Annotated in this window: 23 protein-coding genes; 10 read left to right on the forward strand and 13 right to left on the reverse strand. The window is 59.3% G+C overall.

What is annotated here, in order from left to right:
- Positions 1-36: 36 nt before the first annotated feature.
- The 5 genes from AB7535_RS38845 to AB7535_RS38865 form a co-directional block, all read right to left on the reverse strand.
- Positions 37-951, reverse strand: coding sequence for a 3'-5' exonuclease (locus AB7535_RS38845; RefSeq protein ID WP_439037571.1), 915 nt, complete (start codon positions 949-951; stop codon positions 37-39).
- A 69-nt stretch (positions 952-1,020) separates the two neighbouring features.
- On the reverse strand, positions 1,021-1,746 hold the full coding sequence (locus AB7535_RS38850) for an SOS response-associated peptidase (protein WP_439037572.1): 726 nt from the start codon (positions 1,744-1,746) through the stop codon (positions 1,021-1,023).
- 146 nt (positions 1,747-1,892) lie between these two features.
- Positions 1,893-2,714, reverse strand: coding sequence for a hypothetical protein (locus AB7535_RS38855; protein WP_439037573.1), 822 nt, complete (start codon positions 2,712-2,714; stop codon positions 1,893-1,895).
- Between the two features lie 225 nt (positions 2,715-2,939).
- Complete coding sequence (locus tag AB7535_RS38860) at positions 2,940-3,377, reverse strand: hypothetical protein (RefSeq protein WP_439037574.1); 438 nt, start codon at positions 3,375-3,377, stop codon at positions 2,940-2,942.
- Between the two features lie 15 nt (positions 3,378-3,392).
- Complete coding sequence (locus AB7535_RS38865; protein ID WP_439037575.1) at positions 3,393-3,767, reverse strand: hypothetical protein; 375 nt, start codon at positions 3,765-3,767, stop codon at positions 3,393-3,395.
- Between the two features lie 168 nt (positions 3,768-3,935).
- Between AB7535_RS38865 and AB7535_RS38870 the strand changes: the two genes are divergently transcribed.
- On the forward strand, positions 3,936-4,862 hold the full coding sequence (locus AB7535_RS38870) for a non-homologous end joining protein Ku (protein WP_439037576.1): 927 nt from the start codon (positions 3,936-3,938) through the stop codon (positions 4,860-4,862).
- A gap of 80 nt (positions 4,863-4,942) precedes the next feature.
- Complete coding sequence (locus tag AB7535_RS38875) at positions 4,943-5,410, forward strand: metallophosphoesterase family protein (protein WP_354126028.1); 468 nt, start codon at positions 4,943-4,945, stop codon at positions 5,408-5,410.
- Positions 5,411-5,551: 141 nt separating this feature from the next.
- On the opposite strand, the gene AB7535_RS38880 is transcribed toward AB7535_RS38875, so the two are convergent.
- The 4 genes from AB7535_RS38880 to vapB form a co-directional block, all read right to left on the reverse strand.
- Positions 5,552-5,926, reverse strand: coding sequence for a helix-turn-helix domain-containing protein (locus AB7535_RS38880; RefSeq protein WP_439037577.1), 375 nt, complete (start codon positions 5,924-5,926; stop codon positions 5,552-5,554).
- Positions 5,926-6,333: a type II toxin-antitoxin system HigB family toxin gene (locus AB7535_RS38885; RefSeq protein WP_439037578.1), complete on the reverse strand. Its 408-nt coding sequence runs from the start codon at positions 6,331-6,333 to the stop codon at positions 5,926-5,928. Before AB7535_RS38885 ends, AB7535_RS38880 begins: the two co-directional genes overlap by 1 nt.
- Positions 6,334-6,693: 360 nt before the next feature.
- On the reverse strand, positions 6,694-7,092 hold the full coding sequence (gene vapC / locus AB7535_RS38890; RefSeq protein WP_275198039.1) for a type II toxin-antitoxin system tRNA(fMet)-specific endonuclease VapC: 399 nt from the start codon (positions 7,090-7,092) through the stop codon (positions 6,694-6,696).
- Entirely contained in the window at positions 7,092-7,325 is a 234-nt protein-coding gene (gene vapB, locus AB7535_RS38895; protein ID WP_439037579.1) for a type II toxin-antitoxin system VapB family antitoxin, read from the reverse strand. Before vapB ends, vapC begins: the two co-directional genes overlap by 1 nt.
- A 282-nt stretch (positions 7,326-7,607) precedes the next feature.
- On the opposite strand from vapB, the gene AB7535_RS38900 reads away from it, so the two are divergent.
- Complete coding sequence (locus AB7535_RS38900; RefSeq protein WP_439037580.1) at positions 7,608-9,035, forward strand: Fic family protein; 1,428 nt, start codon at positions 7,608-7,610, stop codon at positions 9,033-9,035.
- A 143-nt stretch (positions 9,036-9,178) separates the two neighbouring features.
- On the opposite strand, the gene AB7535_RS38905 is transcribed toward AB7535_RS38900, so the two are convergent.
- The 3 genes from AB7535_RS38905 to AB7535_RS38915 all read right to left on the reverse strand — a co-directional run bounded on the left by AB7535_RS38905 (position 9,179) and on the right by AB7535_RS38915 (position 11,317).
- A complete protein-coding gene (locus tag AB7535_RS38905) occupies positions 9,179-10,099 on the reverse strand; it encodes a nucleotidyl transferase AbiEii/AbiGii toxin family protein (protein ID WP_354126025.1) in 921 nt (306 codons plus the stop codon).
- On the reverse strand, positions 10,096-10,752 hold the full coding sequence (locus AB7535_RS38910) for a type IV toxin-antitoxin system AbiEi family antitoxin domain-containing protein (RefSeq protein WP_354126024.1): 657 nt from the start codon (positions 10,750-10,752) through the stop codon (positions 10,096-10,098). Before AB7535_RS38910 ends, AB7535_RS38905 begins: the two co-directional genes overlap by 4 nt.
- A 181-nt stretch (positions 10,753-10,933) precedes the next feature.
- Positions 10,934-11,317, reverse strand: a complete 384-nt coding sequence (locus AB7535_RS38915; protein ID WP_354126023.1) for a hypothetical protein — start codon at positions 11,315-11,317, stop codon at positions 10,934-10,936.
- Between the two features lie 137 nt (positions 11,318-11,454).
- Between AB7535_RS38915 and AB7535_RS38920 the strand changes: the two genes are divergently transcribed.
- The 6 genes from AB7535_RS38920 to AB7535_RS38945 all read left to right on the forward strand — a co-directional run bounded on the left by AB7535_RS38920 (position 11,455) and on the right by AB7535_RS38945 (position 17,001).
- Positions 11,455-11,982, forward strand: a complete 528-nt coding sequence (locus AB7535_RS38920) for a hypothetical protein (protein ID WP_439037581.1) — start codon at positions 11,455-11,457, stop codon at positions 11,980-11,982.
- Entirely contained in the window at positions 11,979-12,326 is a 348-nt protein-coding gene (locus AB7535_RS38925) for a hypothetical protein (protein WP_439037582.1), read from the forward strand. Before AB7535_RS38920 ends, AB7535_RS38925 begins: the two co-directional genes overlap by 4 nt.
- 397 nt (positions 12,327-12,723) lie before the next feature.
- The gene (abiEi, locus tag AB7535_RS38930) at positions 12,724-13,296 is read left to right on the forward strand and encodes a type IV toxin-antitoxin system AbiEi family antitoxin (protein ID WP_439037583.1); all 573 of its coding nucleotides are present in this window, start codon (positions 12,724-12,726) and stop codon (positions 13,294-13,296) included.
- Positions 13,241-14,194, forward strand: a complete 954-nt coding sequence (locus AB7535_RS38935; RefSeq protein ID WP_439037584.1) for a nucleotidyl transferase AbiEii/AbiGii toxin family protein — start codon at positions 13,241-13,243, stop codon at positions 14,192-14,194. The genes abiEi and AB7535_RS38935 overlap by 56 nt, the downstream gene beginning before the upstream one ends.
- A gap of 311 nt (positions 14,195-14,505) precedes the next feature.
- The gene (locus tag AB7535_RS38940) at positions 14,506-16,677 is read left to right on the forward strand and encodes an exonuclease domain-containing protein (protein ID WP_354126018.1); all 2,172 of its coding nucleotides are present in this window, start codon (positions 14,506-14,508) and stop codon (positions 16,675-16,677) included.
- Positions 16,678-16,737: 60 nt separating this feature from the next.
- Positions 16,738-17,001, forward strand: coding sequence for a helix-turn-helix transcriptional regulator (locus AB7535_RS38945; RefSeq protein ID WP_354126017.1), 264 nt, complete (start codon positions 16,738-16,740; stop codon positions 16,999-17,001).
- 6 nt (positions 17,002-17,007) lie between these two features.
- Here AB7535_RS38945 and AB7535_RS38950 read toward each other — a convergent pair whose 3' ends face one another.
- Positions 17,008-17,244, reverse strand: a complete 237-nt coding sequence (locus tag AB7535_RS38950; protein WP_354126016.1) for a helix-turn-helix domain-containing protein — start codon at positions 17,242-17,244, stop codon at positions 17,008-17,010.
- 351 nt (positions 17,245-17,595) lie between these two features.
- Between AB7535_RS38950 and AB7535_RS38955 the strand changes: the two genes are divergently transcribed.
- Positions 17,596-18,063 (forward strand): hypothetical protein, encoded by a 468-nt coding sequence (locus tag AB7535_RS38955; RefSeq protein ID WP_354126015.1) that lies wholly within the window; start codon positions 17,596-17,598, stop codon positions 18,061-18,063.
- Positions 18,064-18,665: the final 602 nt, after the last annotated feature.

An 18,665-nucleotide genomic window follows, 5' to 3' on the forward strand; every position in this document is an offset into this window, starting at 1 on the left:
GGTTGCCAGCGTAGTCTTCCTCCCGAGAGTGACGCGTCAGGCTCGCTCGGAAAATCTGGTGAAGGCGGTCAACGCCTGAAGGCGGGGTTCGACTTCGCGGAGATAGATCTCGTTCTTGAGGAATGCGATCTCGTCGGCCACCGCACTCTCATCTACGTCGACGTACCAGGACCGGGGCCGACCGTCGCTCCCGTCGGACCAGCGGTAGCCGCGGCGCTTCAAAACGTCTTTAAGATCGAACGGCGATTGATCAGCCCATATCCGCATGGTCTTTTTCCGCGCCTGCTCGAGCAGCGAAGCGAGCGCCGGCGCCCCAGTCGTCGATAGCTCTAGTGCGAGTATCTCGAGCAGCGCATGGCAGTCATCGACGGCCCTGTGAGCCTGGTGGAAGAAGCCGGCGCCGTTCAAAAGGTAGCCGAGGCGCGAACCTTCGAAACCGTGCTTTCGCCAATCGACCTCGGTGGCGGAACACCCCCATGCCTTGCGCTCGAAGATAGGCCAGTAACGTTCGGCGAATTTGCGATCGAACCCAGAATTGTGGGCGACGACGATCACGGCGTCGTCAACGAAGGTGGTGACGGCTGCCTCGTCTATCTTATGCCCAGCCACCATGTCGGCAGTGATGCCGGTAAGCGCGGTAATTTCGGGAGGGATCGGTGCGGACGGTTCGTTGAAGGCGGAGAATGTGTCTTTGACGCAGGTGATCCTGCCGTCTGGCAGATAGTCGAATTTCACCATTCCGAGTTCGATGATCTCGTCCTTGCGATGATCGAGGCCTGTCGTCTCGGTGTCCAACAGGATGGCGGTCTTGGCGTCCTGACCGGCAGACGGAGCGATCGGAAGCCGTGGGACAAGCCGTCGAAGGACGCGATAGTCGGGCGACCGGCCCAACGCCTCCGCCATGGCTGCGAGCGCGGCAACGTCCTGGGACGCTTCGTCTGCGTGGGGCATGGACGACGGTTAGCACGCGGACGAGACGTCATGTAGCGCCTTCCTAGCCGGCGGACTCAGGCCTCTCGCTCAGATCGCTGGTTCGGCCTCATCCTTCTTGACGCCTCGCGCTACGATCTTGAGCGCCCCGTCGGGCAGCGGACGCTGTAGCGATTTGGCTTCTTCCCAAGGCGCACTCAGCCACACGTCCACCTCGGCGGATGTCGTCAGGATAACGGGCATCGCCATGGGATGAATCTGGCCGACCTCGGCATTCGCATCGGTGGTGAGGAAGGCAAACAGGTCGTTCGTGGTCTCGCCTTCTTTCACCTTCCGGACCGATGTCCAGTTCGTCCAGAGGCCAGCCAAGCAGGCGAGGGGGCGGGTCTCGTCAAGGGCGAACCAGATGTCGCCGCCGGCGGCCTTGTTGAACTCGCTGAATGATGTAAAGGGCACGATGCAGCGATGCTCTGTGCCATGCCACCGCTTCCAGTGGCTGCTGTCCAGTCGACGAATGTTCGTGGTGCCGGTGTCCGGCTCCATCCGGAGCAGCTCCTTGAAGTCCACTGCCTTGCCCTTGGCTTCGAGCTTCTCGGCTCGCTTCTTGGTCGCTATCAGCAGCGCCTGCGCCGACGACGGCATGCCCCACCTCGCGGTGACGAGTTCGCGGCCGTTGGGACCAGTCCGGACGATCGGCGCCCTGTAGTCCGGAAACACGCCGGGCATTGGCGCGAGGTTACCGACGTATCGGTTGACTACGCGGAACAGCGCGCTAATGGCAGCTTGGTTGGTGGTGATGGAGTACAGATTGCACATCGTTGGGTGTCCGGAGCGGCTTGGCGGGAGACGCGACATCAGTCGCGGACGGCTTGCTGCATTTGCGACGTCGGATCACGAGGTCGTGGACGGCTGCGGCCCCTCCAGAAAGAGAATCCACCCGATCCAAGCGTGCGTCCAATAGGCTACCAAGTTCGATGCTTCTTCTCGATCTTCATGAGAAAGCGCGGTTCTTGGGGAACCGCATCTAGAATTTTGTCGAATACAAATCGAAGCGAAAAACCTAGGTAATCAAGGAGATCTTCAGCGTGATAAACGACGCCGGTCATCCGCGCGACCGACTTATGATGGTAGATGTCGTTACGGGCTTCGCGGACGGTTTTGAATTTTCTCTTGAAGTGCGAAACCGAGAGGCGATTCTTATTCCTGTTGAAGATGGGCGCGAACAGCGCCCAGTGTTCTTCGATCAATCGGGAGACTTGGGCCAGTTCGCAACATTCCAGGAATTGGAAGCCATTTTCGCAGTCGTTGACAATGTCTCTTGTTAGCTCTGCCCCATCTATCGAACGGATCAATTGGGCGATTGCATTCGCGGTGTCGCGACTGATCGTCTGAGAGCCAATGGTCCTCACATCACGGGGATCTTGGCGAGCACGGATTTTTTCGTTGATCTGGCTCCACCAGGTTTTATCGCCATAATACTCTTCAAGTTTGACCGCGACGGTTGAGCGGAAGGCGGTCTCGAACGAATGAAAGATCGGAAACAACTGGGCGTGCTCCGCGACCTTTCGGTTGTAAACTTGGAAGATCGCCGGTCGCCAATCCTTCCCCCGAGAGAGTTGTTTCCCAAGAGTTCCATTCTTGACTTCGACGAGGGAGGCTTCCATCAGGTAGGGGCTAACTAGCGATAAATCCCGCTTGAAATCGTCCACTTGCCCTGGCGTTGGTGTGAATGGAAGATAGTTCACAAAAAAATTGATTAAGAATTCGTGTGAAGTATCAGCCATTTACTAAGAATACCGCGCCGCATGAAACCTTGACAAGTGGCCGGGCGTTCCCCATAACAGCCACCTTCACTCCGGGAGAGTTATCGCTTCGGGGATATTTGCCGCAAGGCCTCGACCTGAGTCTAAACTAACTTATTCTGAAAGGGCTCCCGAAAGGGGGCCTTTTCTACTTTTGTCGCCATCGCAGAAACTTGCGTGCCATCTGTCTGATCGACCCAGGCTTGGTTAGGATTGCACATGCTCAAGGCTCCGAAGTGGTTTGGCGGGAGCGCGATGCCCGTTGCAGAAGCTACATTTGCTGCAGCGGAGGCGGCTGGCCAGGTCGTGGACGAAGGTAGTCGGCGGATGGCGCAGCGCCGCCAGATCGACGTCGCGCTTGGTCTTGCACCGCGAGCACTCGATCTCAAACCAGGCGTAGCCGCCGTTGACGGCCTGGTCGACGGCCGGCGAGGGGTCGATCGGCCCGCCATCCGCCCACATTCGCCCATTCCAGGATTCGCAGAGCAACTGGTCGGCCTGACGGATGAGAGCTTTGCCTTTGGTGCGGGTTTCGGCGGCCTGCCCCGCGAGAATCGTTGTCATCGCGCGTGAGCGGCCGAGCTCCTTGGCGAGCGCCCTGCGATCGCCTCCGGATCGGGGCGTGGGGTGGCGTTTGGGGGCCAAAGCTGATCCCGCCGGCTACGGCATGTCGTAGGACGGCCAGCAGCCGTCTTCCTCATGGCGACCGGTCCGCTGCGTGCACGTGTTGTCCAGCAGGCGCTGGCCGACGTCCCTCCAGATTGCGTCCGGACCGTACAGGCGGGTGGCGTCGACCTTCTGGATTTCGACCGTCCTGCCGCAGCGCCGGCAGCCCACCCTCAGAATATGCTGAGGAATTTGGCTCGGTCGCAGCGCCCCTCCGGAGGGGCCCGACCTGCTCTCTGCGCGAGGGTCGTCCAGAAGCGCCTGCCAGTATTCCGGCGGCAGATTAGCTTCCGGAGCCAATCCGGCCTTCGGAGGCATGTTCCTGCCGACGAGAGCGGCCATCTTATCCATCTCCTTCAGGTTCGGCATGCGCCAACTGGCGGGCCGGTCCGTCATGCCTCAATAGAACATAACAAGAACAAAGGAGTCGATAGCCGGTGTGAAAAATATCCTCTTGTGGGCCCGTCCATGCTGTCGGAACCATGCTCTCCCGTTCGTCTTGAATCCGAGCCGTCCCGAACTGGAGTTCTGCGTAACATGGCCCCGAGAGCCAACTGGAAAGGCTTCTTGCGTCTGTCGCTCGTCACCTGTCCGGTGGCTCTCTACCCGGCGACATCGGAATCCGAAAAGATCTCGTTCAATCAGCTCAATCGAGCGACAGGTCACCGGATCAAGTACGTGAAGGTCGATGCCGATACAGGTGACGAGGTCGCGAACGAGGACATAGTCAAGGGCTACGAACTCGACAAAGGACAGTACATCGAGGTCACCAAGGAGGAGCTCGAGGAGCTGGCGCTGGAGTCGACGCGGACCATCGAGATCGACGAATTCGTCGACAAGGCAGACATCGACCCACGCTATCTGATCCGTCCGTACTACCTGCGTCCCGACGGCAAGGTCGGTCACGACGCCTTCGCGGTGATCAGGGAGACCATCCGGGAGATGGACAAGGTGGCGATCGGCCGCGTGGTTCTCACCAACCGCGAGCACATCATTGCGCTCGAGCCGATGCACAAAGGCCTGGTCGGTACGCTGCTGCGCTACCCCTACGAGGTCCGCTCCGAGCAGGAGTACTTCGACGAGATCCAGGACGTCAAAGTCACCAAGGACATGCTCGACCTCGCAAGGCACATCGTCAACCAGAAGACGGGCACGTTCGACCCCGAGAAGTTCGAGGATCACTACGAGACCGCGCTGGTCGACCTGATCAACCAGAAGCGCGCAGGCAAGACCATCCGCCCGAAGGAGCGGCCCAAAGGCGAAAACGTGGTCGATCTGATGGAGGCGCTGCGGCAGAGCGTCGGTCGGGAGGCTGCGCCGGCGAAGGCAGCAAAGCCCGCCAAGAAGCCGCGCAAGGCTGCGGCGGGCCAGAAAGAGATGTTGATGCCGATCCAAGGCAAGAAGCCGGCGAAGGAAGCAGCGGCGAAGAAACCCGTGACGGGCCAGCGGCGGAAGTCGGCTTAGGCGGTTGATGTCCGGGGCGCCGCGGTGCGTCAGGAAGCTGCGGCCCAACGCGCGATAAAGTGCTTCAACCGGACGCTTCGATGACCTTCACCATCGGCATTATCTCGGATACGCACGGCCTGCTCAGGCCGGAGGCTCTTCGCATGCTGGCCCATGTCGACCACATCATTCACGGCGGCGACATCTGCGATTCCGAGATCATCACCGCGCTGCGGAGAGTTGCCCCCGTCACGGCAATCAGAGGAAACGTGGATACTGGCGAGTGGGCTACCGAATTTGCCGAGACTGAGTTCGTACGGCTCGCCGGACGGCAGTTCTACGTTCTGCACGACCTCAACACCCTGCAGGTCGATCCCGTAGCTGAGGGCATCGATGTCATTGTTTCCGGCCACTCCCATGTGCCGAAGATCAACACCGTAGACGGCTTGCTTTATGTGAACGCAGGAAGTGCAGGGCGCCGACGCTTCAAGCTACCGATCACGCTTGCGACCCTCGAAATCACGCTCGACGGACTGAAACCGATCATCCACGATCTTGAAGTCGGATAGGCCGCGCCGCGGCACGTCCAGTCAGGCGACACTTTCGGCGCCGTTTCGGCCGCCTGGGCGTCGAGCCAATCGCGGACCGATGGATGCGGATAGATGCCGGGCAAAGTACGCACTCTATCGCAAGTCATGGTCCCGATTGGCCTAAGCCGCAACACTTCCGCTCGCGGAAATCAGCAAATCCGCCGGAATATGGAAGCGTTCGCGCAGACGCTTCACCATCGTCATGCTCAATTCGCGCTTGCCGGACATGACCTCACTGACGCGACTCGCAGTGCCCAAAAGCGGCACAAGATCAGCGCGCGTCAAACCATGTTGCTCCACCAGATAGGTCAGCAAATCGGGCAACGGCGGCGCTTTGCGCGGCCAGCGCGCGCGTTCATACGCCTCGATAAGGCGAGCCTGAGCTACCATGCGCGCTCGATCGGCAGCCTCGTTAGATTGCACCAGCTTGCCGACAAGCGCCTTGGCCGCCTCATGATCGGCCTGGTTCTGGATAATTATCAATGTTGCCTTCATCACACCGTCTCCGCGTCCACCTTGTCATAGTCTTCATGACTGCCGAAAAAGCGGATCATCAACACGCCATCACGATATTGAACCATGGCGATCAGGCGGTAGTCATTGGCCTTGATGTTGAATACCACACGTCCGCCTTTCAGGATGCTCGCCTTGGGATGCGATCGCTTCACCTGATGCGGCGTCCGCCAGTCCGAAGCCTCCGCAATCGCCAGCCATGCCCTGTATTGAGCGCGCGCCGCATCGATGCCCCGATGACCAGAGCGCTCGGCAAAATAGCGCTCAACAATGTCCGTGCCGATCACCAGCATGAAAAGGATACTACCGTCGATTTCCAAAAAATGGAAGGGGGTATTTCCATTTTTGGGAAACTCATGCCGCCCGCCGATAGCAAGATCGTCTTGCATTCGGGCTAATTCACGATTCGTTCGGCTTCGCACTTTCGCGGCGAAGCCGAAGCCCGCCGCGAAGCATTTATCTGATGCCCCCGGCGCCGTGGCGCCGGATAAACGGGCAGCTACCCGCCTAGGGACACTTTATCAGGGGACACGTTTTCCCCGTGGCCGCACTCGTCGCCGCTGACGCGCCGGGCATAGTTTGTCCCCTAGCAGCTCTCCAACCTCTGCTGGAATCGCTAAGTCGAGATTCTACCGACGCGCGCAGAGACACGCCGACATCGAGCAAAGTGCATCCTCTAAGGCTGATGCATCTGGGTGCGACGTGGAAGCCGTGCGTTGCGCAGGTACTTCTGGCCTTCCTGTCCTCAATCAGACCCAGTTCTCGACTCTAACCCCCGGCATACGAGTAAACTCGCGCATGTTGTTAGTGACGATGATCAATCCTTCGCTGCGGGCATGTCCACCGATCTGCATGTCATGAGGACCACAGGGCGTTCCCACACGCTCGAGTTCTGCCCGGACCTGACCGTAATGCGCGGCCGCCTTGTCCGCAAATGGCAGCACGTCAAGACGCGCCACGAAATGCTCGATAGCCGTTAGATTGTCGGCGCGGCGTGCGGATTTCTCTGCGCCATAATGCAATTCGCCAAGCGTGATGCTTGAGATGCAGAGTTGTTCGGCCAGTGCATTGAACTTTTCGCGTAGTTCCAGTGGATAGTTCTTTATGACGTAGATGCAGATGTTCGTGTCGAGCATATAGGTGAGCATCAGAGCGGCTCGCGCTTCTCGGCTGCCGGCTGTCCACGCTCAACCATGAAATCCCCGCTGACGCGCGGTCCGTGCTGAAACAGATCATCCCATCGTTTGCCTTGAGGCACGATCACGCGGCTGCGGCCAATCTTCAGAATGTCAACCTGATGCACATTCTCTGGAAAGGCGACTGCCTTGGGCAGGCGGACGGCTTGGCTGCGATTACTGATGAACACCGTCGAGGTCGTCATGCTGCTTCCTAGTGTATATCCAAATGGGATATACATAGACCAGCGATGATATTTTTACAAGACCGCCCTGTCTGCCACTGAGTCCCCAGGGGCGGAATCCAAGTTCCGAACGTGGAGAGGGGAGCGTCCGACGCTCCGATCCGCCATCAAGGTTCGTTCTCTCGTTCGGAATCGGCAAGGAGATCGGCAAAAATCGGGGTGAAAAACCTCTCCGACATACCTGAAAATGATGCAATATTATGCTGCTATAGCTGAATCGCGAAGGCAGAAAAGATCGGCAAAATGAACAGTATCGTCCACATGGAACCGATGCTTCCGGACCTTGATCCCGGCCTCAGTGATCAGGTACTCGCTCTGGTCGAGAAGTCCAGCTCCTTCAGCGGAGGCCTCAACGCGTCGCTTAAAGCTTCCGTCGGCGACTTCGTCAGGGCGGTGAACTGCTACTACTCCAACCTCATCGAAGGTCACGATATCCATCTCGCCGATATCGAGCGAGCGATGAAGAACGACTACTCGAAGGAGCCGAAGAAGCGGGACCTTCAGCTCGAGGCTAAAGCTCACATCGAAGTGCAGGGGATCATCGATCGCGGAGAGATGCCGTCTCCGGCTTTGTCGGTCGAGGGCATCTGCTGGATCCACCGGGAGTTCTGCAGCCGTCTTCCTGACAGTCTGCTAACAATCGAGGACCCCGTCACGAAGGTGACGATCCGCATGACGCCTGGCGAACTCAGAACGCGACACGTAAAGGTCGGCGAGCACCTCGCGCCGGGGCCAGCTGCGCTGCCAGCGCTTCTTGCTCGTTTCGTGCAGGCCTATTCTTCGCCGATGCTCAGCAAAACGCAGCGGATTCTGGCGGTTGGGGCCGGTCATCACCGTCTGGCCTGGATACATCCCTTCATGGATGGGAACGGCCGCGTCACGCGCCTCCTGTCGCATGCGCTCCTGAAAGAACTCGGCATTGGCTCGGAGTTGTGGTCCGTATCGCGCGGCCTGGCGCGCAACGTCGGCCGCTACAAGGAACTGCTGCAGGCCGCGGACGAGCCTCGTCGCGGAGATCTGGACGGGCGCGGCACCTTGACCGAAGCTGGCCTTGCCGAATTCTGCCGGTTCTTCCTTGAGGTCTGCATCGATCAGATCGACTTTATGAGGTCTCTGCTGAATCCCTCCGAGCTTATGAACCGCGTCGAGGTCTGGGCGGACGAGGAGGTTCGAGCCAAGCGTCTTCCCAAGGGTTCATGGCGACTCCTGCGGGAAGCTATCCTGGTCGGAGAGTTTCCGCGCGCACGCGCTGTCGAATTGACAGGTTACCAGGACAGGCAGGCGCGCACGGTACTCGGCGAGTTGGTCGCGAAAGGCCTCCTAGTGTCCGATACGCCGAAGGGCCCTGTCCGTCTTGGCTTCCCGTCGACCGTCTTCGAGCGCTGGTTTCCTGGACTGTACCAGTCGCGTCCGTCGATCGTCGCCGAGGCGAGCAAGACCCCAGCCCCGACCACAGCCAGCGACGGAGAGAAAGCCAAGGTGGCTGAGGAATTGAGCTCGCGCATGGCGCGGCGGGGCTGGGCGGTCCCGGACAATTTCGCAGAGACGATCACCATCTATGCCGACGAGAGCGCCCTCGCTGCCATGCTGGAACAGGTCTGGCGAGCCAGCACGCTCAAAGACCTGCTCTACGGGCACCAGATAGTCATGCCGGGAATGGCGAACGACTAGGCCGAGTAGAGGGCCTACTTTGCCCCGATTAGGGGACGTACTTGTAGGGGACGAACTATTCCCGTGCGGCCAGCCACGGCTCCACGCGCCGGCGTGCTGAAGCTCTTTCTTGACCGCCATGAAATGCCGACCCTGCTGCCTGGCTAGAGCGAACACGAATGAGACGACCAGCCTCGTCCTGGCGTCCAATCGACCTCGCTCTCGTCTCCTCGCGCCATCGCGGAGACCTTCATTACGAACGGCTCAATCTCGGCAACCATATCAGCGAAGGACTGCGCGTCGGTGGTCGCCAACTTTCTGAGGAAGTTTTTCCAGCCGGTCTCTCCGGTCTGTGCGAACGCAAATAGGAAGGACTCGGGCACGACGGTCGGCAGTTCGGTGCCGCGCTGGCTGAACGTAGCCCTGAAGGCTTCGGCTACAGCCGTGCCTATGAACGGAACCTTTCGTGATAGTTCGCGGACGTCGTAGAAGTCCTTGAAGCGCGAGGTGCCGGTGCCAAGCGATACGATGGCCTCGAATTTCTCGGCCAGCATAGTTTCCGGCGTATAGCAAAGGATCTCCGGAGCAGTCGTCCCGTCGAGAACTGTCGGATAACGCATCTTCATTGGCGCTGGCGACACCACGTTGCCGTGCACGATCTCTATCTTAAGCGGAATCTGCATCGAACCAATTTTGGCGACGCCCGATATCTGATGCCCCGGCTCCTCGTGGGCCTGATTGATCTCGACAACGGAGAACGACATCGGGTCGAACGAGATCGCATCTGCGTCGCCCGGCTCCGTTGTAGCGATGGTGCGGATAACATCCAAGGCTTGGGCTGCCGTCAGTTTGTCGAGTCCGAGCATATCCATGTCTCGAGTGGCGCGTCCGAAGCTTCTCGTCACTGCCACGAGTGCCATGGCCCCCTTCAGCACCAGCCGATCACGCAATGCGGAATGCGCCAGCCGGGCCAGGAAGCGTTCGAACACGTAGCGGCGCGTCAGCAGTTCGTGAGAGATCCCGAGTTTCCGGGATTCGTTGAGGATACGCTGGCGCGTGCTGTCGGCGAGAGCATCCTTGTTCATCGCATCGGCCTCGGGATGAGAGGTTGAATTTCTTCGGCAGCACGCACCGCGGACTCAACGGACTTCGTCCATCCCAGTTCGCGGGCGATTTCGAGTACCAAATTCAGATCGCCGCCGGAGGCGGAGTAGTCCTTGAGCGTTTTCATAGCCGGCTCGTCGCCGAGCTTGGTACGGTAGCGCAGCATGTCGACGACGGTGCGGGCTGGGCTTGTGATCCTCACGGGCACGCCCGCGATCTCTACAGTATCGACGCCGATGCTGCGGGCGGCTTCACTCCAGTGCACCAGTCTGACGGGATCGCGCGCCGCGCCGACCACCTTCATGGTTTTATTCCCAACGGCGTAGAAGATGGCGTCGGGATTTTCGTCCGAAAGACGGTGATACAGAGCGGCCGAGCTCAAGCAGACGACGCCACCAGGATTGAGGAGGGTTGTCGCCGCGAAGCCAGCGCCTTCGGGCAAATCGGCATTTGGAGCCATGTAGATACCGCGGGCATAGAGGACTGCCGATCCGGCCTCGACGGCTCTGGCTAGGGTTTGCGGATGCACGCCGGCAGCGACAATGTCGGACCGCACGCGCAGTCGATTGCCGCTTAGCAAGCCAGCAAGGATTTCGGCGGAGGAATTTGAAGGCGCTTCGCGGCTCTGAGGCATGGAATGGACCATGTGACTTTAGACAAGAAAAGATTATATTATCTTGCGGAAAATCACAATAGCCATTTGGTTGTCACCCCGAGGCGGCTCCAGCAGCAGCGTCTCTGGGTTCTGACAGTCATTCCGAACCGAACCCGTGCAAATGCGTGAGTCCCCTTTGATGAAGTTCACGATCCTCAAATTAGGCCCCAATTTCGTCCTCGACGTCAGCCCTCCGATAGAACGTCGCCCCGATCTTCTTGGGGTTGAACACCGGCTCCACCGCGGCCTCCGCAAGCTTCTTCTTGACCACCATGAAATGCCGCCCGCGCTGTTTGGAGATCGCGAACAGGGAGACGTATTCCCGAGCGAAGCGCTCGACCTCTCCGGCGGGCACGACCACGGTCGGGCAGCGGTTGATCGGGCTGATCACAGTGATCGTCCTCAGGTGGCCGTGCCTCATGAGGGCTGACGCGACCTTGGCCGTCGTGGACAGCCTGTCCTTGATCTGCAGCCCGGTGAGTCCGCTAAGGTCGGGCCCGCGAACCAGCGCCCGAACCTCTTCGAGATCCAGCAGCAGGGACATGTGCCCCACCGGAGGGTTACCCTGCAGATATTTGAAAAAGCCCAACAAGTTCCCATATATATGGCCGCTGCCAAATGCTTGGGCGAGTATCGAATTGGCTGGGGGCAGGAAAGATGGGCTTCGACAGAAAACGGTTAATGGAGATTTTCGAAGCCCTGGGAGACACCCTCGCCAAACCGACGACGATCTGTGTCATCGGAAGTTCGCCAGGGATAGCGTCGGGACAGCCTGAGCGCCAGGCTCCTTACATCGATGTCTGGCGCCAGGAATCGAGCTATGACGAGAGCACCTTCCGGAGAGCATGCGAGCAGGCTGGCGTACTGTTCGACCCGCGCGGAGAGCATCTGGATCCTGAAGAGATCTACGTGCAGGTTGTTCGGAAGGGCATCGTCAATCTTCCGCCCGGGTTCGAGGTGGAATCGGTCGGAGAATTCGGCAATCTTCGTGTCGTGATGCCAGATCCAAGTCTGTTGGTTGCGGCCAAGCTGGCAAGAGGCATGCCGCGCGACGTGGAAGATGCGGCTTGGTGGATGAGAGAGCGTGCTTTGACGGCCGACGACATTCGCCGCGCGATTGGTGCTCTACCGGATCCGATTCAGCGCGAGACGGCCTCCGAAAATGTAGTTCTGGCGGAGTTAGTCGGCTCGGAACGGAGTCCGAAATGATGCGAACGACCCGCGCCCTTTACGTCGAGGCACTTGATGTCCTTCTGAAGGGACGGATGGCCGAAGTGGCGGTCGCCCGTGATTGGGATTTGCTCGAAGAGGTCGCGCGCCTCGCAACGCAGGATGCCTCTCCCGACCTGGCGGTGACGGATTCGTCGCTTTTCGTCACGTGGCGCGAAGCGGTGACGAAATATCATCTCAAGGGCTGGAGCAACATGACGCCGGAAAGGGTGCGGCGGGTACGGGCACATGCCGCATCGGCTGTTCTCGCCAAGGCGCCGGACGTACCGCCAGATGCCGGCGATGATATCCGCCAGAACCCCGGCTCTCCGATGGGTCGTTGATTGGCGCGAGACCACCGGCTCGCCGCCCACCGCGAACCGGGCCAGCGGTTGACCCCGGTCCGCCGAGTAGGGGGCATTTTATTAAGGGACATATTATCCCCCCGGTGCCGCACGCAGCCGCACAGCTGCGGCCGCGCGGTAGTCAGATCAGAGTGGACACGGTGATGTGCTGGGTGGCCAACTTTGGCCGACGCCACAATGCAGTGCGGCACCGGGCATAGTTCGTCCCCTACGGCCCTAACAACCCGTTGAAATCGTTAGTCCGAGATTTGGCGCTCTGGCACGCCAACCTGGTTGGCCGGGCAAAGTTAGCCCCCTAATCGCTGCATACGCCGGCACCCGGAAAATCCATCATCTGCCATTGAAGTTATCAATTTTGATAACTAGAATACGACTTATGAAAAGGGCCGACCTATCGAAAAAGCTGCTCGAGGCGGATCGCAAGTCGATCTGGGCCTTCACGCCTGCGACCTTCGGCGCGCTGGTGGATCAAGTAGAACCCAACTACCTCAAGCTGATGATGAAGCGGCTCACCGATCAGGGCGTCCTGATCAGAGCCGCCCGGGGCGTTTACATCAATCCCCAGGCTCGCTCCCTTCCGGCTGACATCCGCCGTGGTCTTATCCGCTTCCTGCGTCCGCGGGAGATCAGCTACGTCAGCCTGGAAAGCAAGTTGTCGGAAGCGGGCGCGATTTCGCAAATCACCACTGCGCTCACCTGCATGACCACGGGATCCCCCGGCACCTTCGAGACGCCATGGGGCATTATCGAGTTCACCCACACCGATCGCGACATCAATCTCGAAAAAGACGTCTACCGGCGGGACGACGGCACGCTTGAGGCAACCGTCGCCCGGGCCGTGCGCGATCTGCGCCGCGTCGGCAGAAACGTCGATCTCATCGACCCCGAAACGCTTGCCGACGCAGTTGCCGAGGAAGAAACCCATGAGCAACAAAGTTTCCAGCCTTAAGAGTCAGATCGAGGAATTCAGTCGGCGGCAAGGCATCGCCGGCGAGATGGATCAGAACCTCGTCAAAGAGGCGATCCACCTCCATCTCCTGTCTGCCATGTCCGACGCAGGCATCCTGCGACATGCTGTCTTCCAGGACGGTACTGCGTTGCGTCTCTGCTACGGCGGAGATCGCTACAGCGAGGACCTCGACTTCGTCTGCGGAAAAGCTGGCTCCTATTTCACCGATGTCGAATTCAAGGAGCTCATCGAAGCGGCTCTGCAAACGACCAAGAAGACGCTCAATCGCGACTTCGGCATCGCTGCCGACCGGATCTCGCTGAAGAAGCCGCCGCATCCGGATCTCGTCAAGCAGACCCCGATCACCGTGGCCGCTTGGCAAATCATCGTCCCGATCGAAGCAACGCCCCGCGCGCCGAAATCCCGCATCAAGATCGAATTCGCGAACGTACCCGCCTATGAAACCAAGCCGATGCCGGTGCGCGCGACACCCGGCCTCGTTCAAGTCCAGGACGTGATCCTGACCGCGGAAACGCCAAACGAGATCCTTGCCGACAAGGCCGTCGCCCTTACCGCCCGGGAGGTGCTCAAATTCCGCGACGTCTGGGACGTCTGGTTTTTACAGAACAAGCTCGATGCGAAGGTCGATCGCGAGATCGTTCAGAAGAAATTCGCCGACTACGGCACTTCGGATATGGAAGCGAAGGCGGAGAAACGGCTGGCTGAGCTCTCCAGCGAGGCGACCGCGAACGCCTTCCTGAGCGAGATGAAACGATTTCTGCCGGCAAAGCGAGTGGCTCAACTCTCGGAAACAGGCCTACAACATTCCATCCTGACGGAAAGCGGAGACCTGCTTCGACGCGCCGTGTTGCCGGTGTCTTCGTACGAATTCAGGTAGCACCTCGTCAGGGCGGGCTGAAACCGCGCGGTACAAAAACCCCCGCCGTTTCCAGCGGGGGTTTTTCGTTTTCTGACTGGGGGACCTACTTTGCCCGGTAAAGGGGACAAACTTGTAGGGGACGAACTATGCCCGTAGCTGCACCGGCGTCGGGGCGGCCTTGGGCCGGTGCGTCCATCTCTACGGGTCCGTCCTTCGCTCCGCCTTGACAAATAGAGCTATCAGAACAAAAAAGGAACGATAACCGTATTTGGCTGGTCGTTGAGGACAGATTCGTTGACCCAAACAGTTGGGAACCCGGCGCGCGTCAAATGAAGCCTACCACGTTGCCGGTCTACTATTATCTCGACCATTTCGTCGAAATGCTCGACTTCGTCGAGAGGACGTATGGCGAGATCCTCACCGACGAGCACCGCTCGTTCACCTCGCGCTTTCGCGGCCTTTCGAAGGACGCGCAGTGTCTGCTCATCCGAATGGTCAACCGGCGAGGGGCGATCTTCAATCGCGCACTCTTCAAGTATCCCGAGATCACCGACCTCGAAGCTGCGGCGCGTGACTTGATCGACTGTGGCCAGGCGCGCGGGCTGCGCGCCGAGGACTACTCCGCTTTCGTCCTTTGCTTGCCGAAGACCGCACTTCTCGACGGCGCCCGCGCTGCGGGGTTCGGCCGTGACATCCGTACTTCGTGGTCGAAGCCGGTGCTGGCCGACTTCTTCGTCGCCGCGATCCCGTTCGATCTTGCCGCGAGGCATTGCGGCGCCGGCGGTTTCATAGCGCTCGACAACACGCGGCCGATCGAATTCCTGCTGTATCTCTATTTCGGGAAGACGGCCGACGACCTCAAGAACTTCGCTCTGCGCGATCTCGGCGTCCTGCGTACGAACAGGGAGACGGCGTTCAGCGCGCGCTTTGCCGACGCCGACGAAGCGTATGCGTGCTTTCACTACAGTCGGGTGCTGGACCGTATCGAGGTCTGCTCCGCCGACATCTACCAAGCGGCGGCTGCGGCGATCCTGGACGGACTCCCGCGGACAACCGAATACGCCGCCGACCTTGCGGCCCGCGCCGCGTGCCAGGTCGGCCAGTTCTTCGAGAAGCAAGGCGACAAGGATCTGGCCGAAAGGCTCTATCGTTTCGGCGGCTCGGGCGATTGCCGCGAGCGCCTCGTCCGGTTGCTCTACGCGAACGGCGACAAGGAGACGGCTGAGAGCCTGCTGCGGGACATGATCGACGATCCCGAAAGCGACGACGAGCACCTCTTCGCGACGGATTTCTACGCGCGCAAGTTTGGCGGCCGGAGGACGGGTCTGTGCACCGAGTTGCTGCGATCGGGACGGACGATCGTCGTCGACGACCTACATCGCGGGAATCCCGAGGCGGGCGTCGCCGGCATACTGCGGCGCCAGGGCGGGCAGGTCTACTTCGCCGAGAACACGCTGTGGCACACGCTGTTCGGGCTGCTGTTCTGGGATGAGCTCTTCGAATCCGGTCAGCTTCACAGCGGTTTCGACTGGGTCCCTCATTGCCTTCGGGACCGGACGTTCCATCGGCGGTTCGCCACGCAGATCGACGACAAGTTGGCGGAAGTCAGATCCGGCAAAGCGCTGGTGATTATCTTGCGCACGGTCGCGGCCAAGTGGGGGCAATTAAACGGTATCTTCGCTTGGGATCACGTGCAGATGGACGCGCTTCGAGCCTTGCTCGAAGGCGCCACTGCGGGAGGCCTTGCCGAGATCATCCGGGCCATGTGCGAAGATTTCCGCGGCATGCGGGACGGCTTCCCCGATCTGATGCAAGTGCGCGACGGTAAGGTCGCCTTTGTCGAGGTGAAGGCGGAAGGCGATGCCGTCCGAAGAAATCAGCTGACCCGTCTGCGCCAGCTAGAGATCGCCGGGATCCCGGCCGAGATCGGCCGTGTGGATTACCGGTTTGATCTGGAGCAGGATTATGTGGTCGTCGACATCGAGACCACGGGAGCCTGGTCAACCGGTGATCGCATCACCGAGATCGGAGCGGTCAAGGTCCGTAACCATCAGGTCGTCGACGAGTGGCATTCGCTTGTCAATCCGCAGCGGCCTATCCCCGCGAAGATCGTCCAACTGACCGGCATTACCAATCAGATGGTTCGCGATGCGCCCGTATTCCACGAGATCGCAGACAGCTTTACGGCATTCATGGGCGATGGGGTCTTCGTCGCTCACAACGTAAACTTCGACTACGGCTTCCTGTCGTACGAGTACGAGCGGCTCGAACGGCGCTTCCGCTTTCCGAAGCTGTGCACTTGTGTCGGAATGCGTCGTCGATTTCCCGGACATAAATCGTACGGGCTCGGGAAACTATGCGCGATCTACGGGATCGAGCTCGAGAATCACCATCGAGCACTTTCCGACGCGAGGGCAGCGGCCCATTTATTGAATCTGATCAACAAAAAGCGCGACGACGGCATCTCACTTACGGCCAGTTTGGAAAGCAGTCGAAGCTAGCTAATCAAAAATATGACTTATCATATGGACTGACGATCGCAGGTTCCGGACCGTCCGCCTATGGTTCGGTCAGGATTCGATGAGCGGTTTCCCGCGCGCGACTCGCAGATTGCGAAAGCGCTCGCGCGGAATGTCTTGAGATTGCGAAAAGACAAGGGTTGGACCCAGGATGAGCTAGCGGCCAAGTTAGGTGTCGAACAAATGGCGGTCAGTTTGATCGAAAATGCGCGGTCCAATCCGACCCTTGAGACCCTTGAAGTCATCGCAGATTGCTTTGGCGTTCGATTTATTGACTTGTTCGAATTGTCGCGGCCTTCCAAATAGGCGAGTTCACAGCAACCGAAGGCCCTTGGCGACCACGCCGTCGAACTGGAAGATGATGCCTGCGCACTCAAAGGCCGCACGAACTTTCTTTAGCGTGGCCGGATAGGGAAGCGAGAGCTCCTGCTCAAATCTCGTGATCGTCTTCTTCGAGACCTCGGCCCGCTCAGCCAATTCCTGCTTGGTCCAGTTTAGCCACGCACGCGCAGCCCTTGCCTGCGCAGGAGAGAGGATCTCGTTAACCATCAGTTGGCTCAGGGCGAGACATCTAGGCCATCACATGGTACGTTCTAATCAACTTTCATACGCCTCTCGATCAGGACAATAAGCTTCCGGGCACGCCTCGCTAGCGGACTGTCCTCCCAGCGCACATTGAATCCTTGAATGGGATTCTAGTCGCGAGGCGATAGGAAGACCATTTTTCACTGAAGTCTGATAGCGCAATAAACGCGGCCTAAGCACGCCTTCTCGTGTGTGGCCGCGCACTGTAGACGTGCGTTTCCTCCAATCGTAGCAACCCCCGATCTCAATCGCTCACCGGCGAAGCTTCCGCTCGCCTACCCGCATATGAGATATCATATAGACGGAGTTTTGTCGATGCACTGCAAGGACTCGGCGAATCCTAGGACATCGCGCTCAAGTGCCGGCCAATCGGCCCAGGGCGCGAGAACGCTGGAAAGAGTGCGCAAAAGCGCCCCGGTGGAGATCGTTTTTCCCCACCCATTGAGCTGGTGGCGAACTCGTCGGCCCGAGCGCTTCAAGGAGGTCGACATCCACATTGCACGTTACGTGCTTTCCAAGTCGGCGGTCATCGGCGAACCTCATTGGCACCTTGGCGCTGCCGGTAATCTTGCCATCGCGCTCAACGTCGCAATGCGTGCCTCGAAGAGACAGTCGCTGTTGTCACTGGACCTCGCAATGACAGCGGTGCTTTGCCTGGCATTGGAAGGCCAGGACGAAGCGAAGCTGTTCCTATCGGCTATGCTTTTGAGACGCTCTGAGATCGACGAGGCGACCAGCGAACTCTCGGACGAGTGGCTTGATTTCAGTCCAACTTGGATTTGAAGCCATCCGTGCGCTCAAGCCTCGCAAGGAGCTGTCCAGATGGACTATGCGAAATACATCAGGAGCAGCTCGTGGCGCCAAAATCTAGTTCGCCTACGCGAGTTGGAGGCATCTGGCTTCCAATGTCGGCTTTGTCCGAACTCTTCGACTAGCGGCCACGTATTGGAGGCACATCATCGAACCTACAGCCGCATCGGCTGCGAGGAGGACGGCGACCTCACTGCTCTGTGCCGAGATTGCCATAAGGGCGTAACATCGATGTTGCGTGGGCGTCGCTACGCCAAACTCTCTCCACCTGAAGCACAAGACTATCTCAAGCCTGAATCAGCTCCACTTTTTGACCCATCAACGCCAGGACCGAAATGAGCGTAGATCGTATAACGTTGCGCCTTGTCGGCGTTGGACCGATGCTAATGCACAGCAGCATACTAGCTGACCCGCTGCATCCGACCGTGAAGGCAATCTCCGCGATCACGTCCAAAAAGGCCAAGACGGACGCAGATCACGAAAGAATTGCGGAGCTTGAATGGCATGGCGCTCTCTGGCTATTCAAGGGTAAGCCATGTCTTCCGCCCCATACACTAAAACGCGTCTTCGTAGAT

Origin of the sequence: Bradyrhizobium sp. 956_D2_N1_4 (assembly GCF_052076025.1) — a bacterium.
GTDB classification, from domain to species: Bacteria; Pseudomonadota; Alphaproteobacteria; order Rhizobiales; family Xanthobacteraceae; genus Bradyrhizobium; species Bradyrhizobium barranii.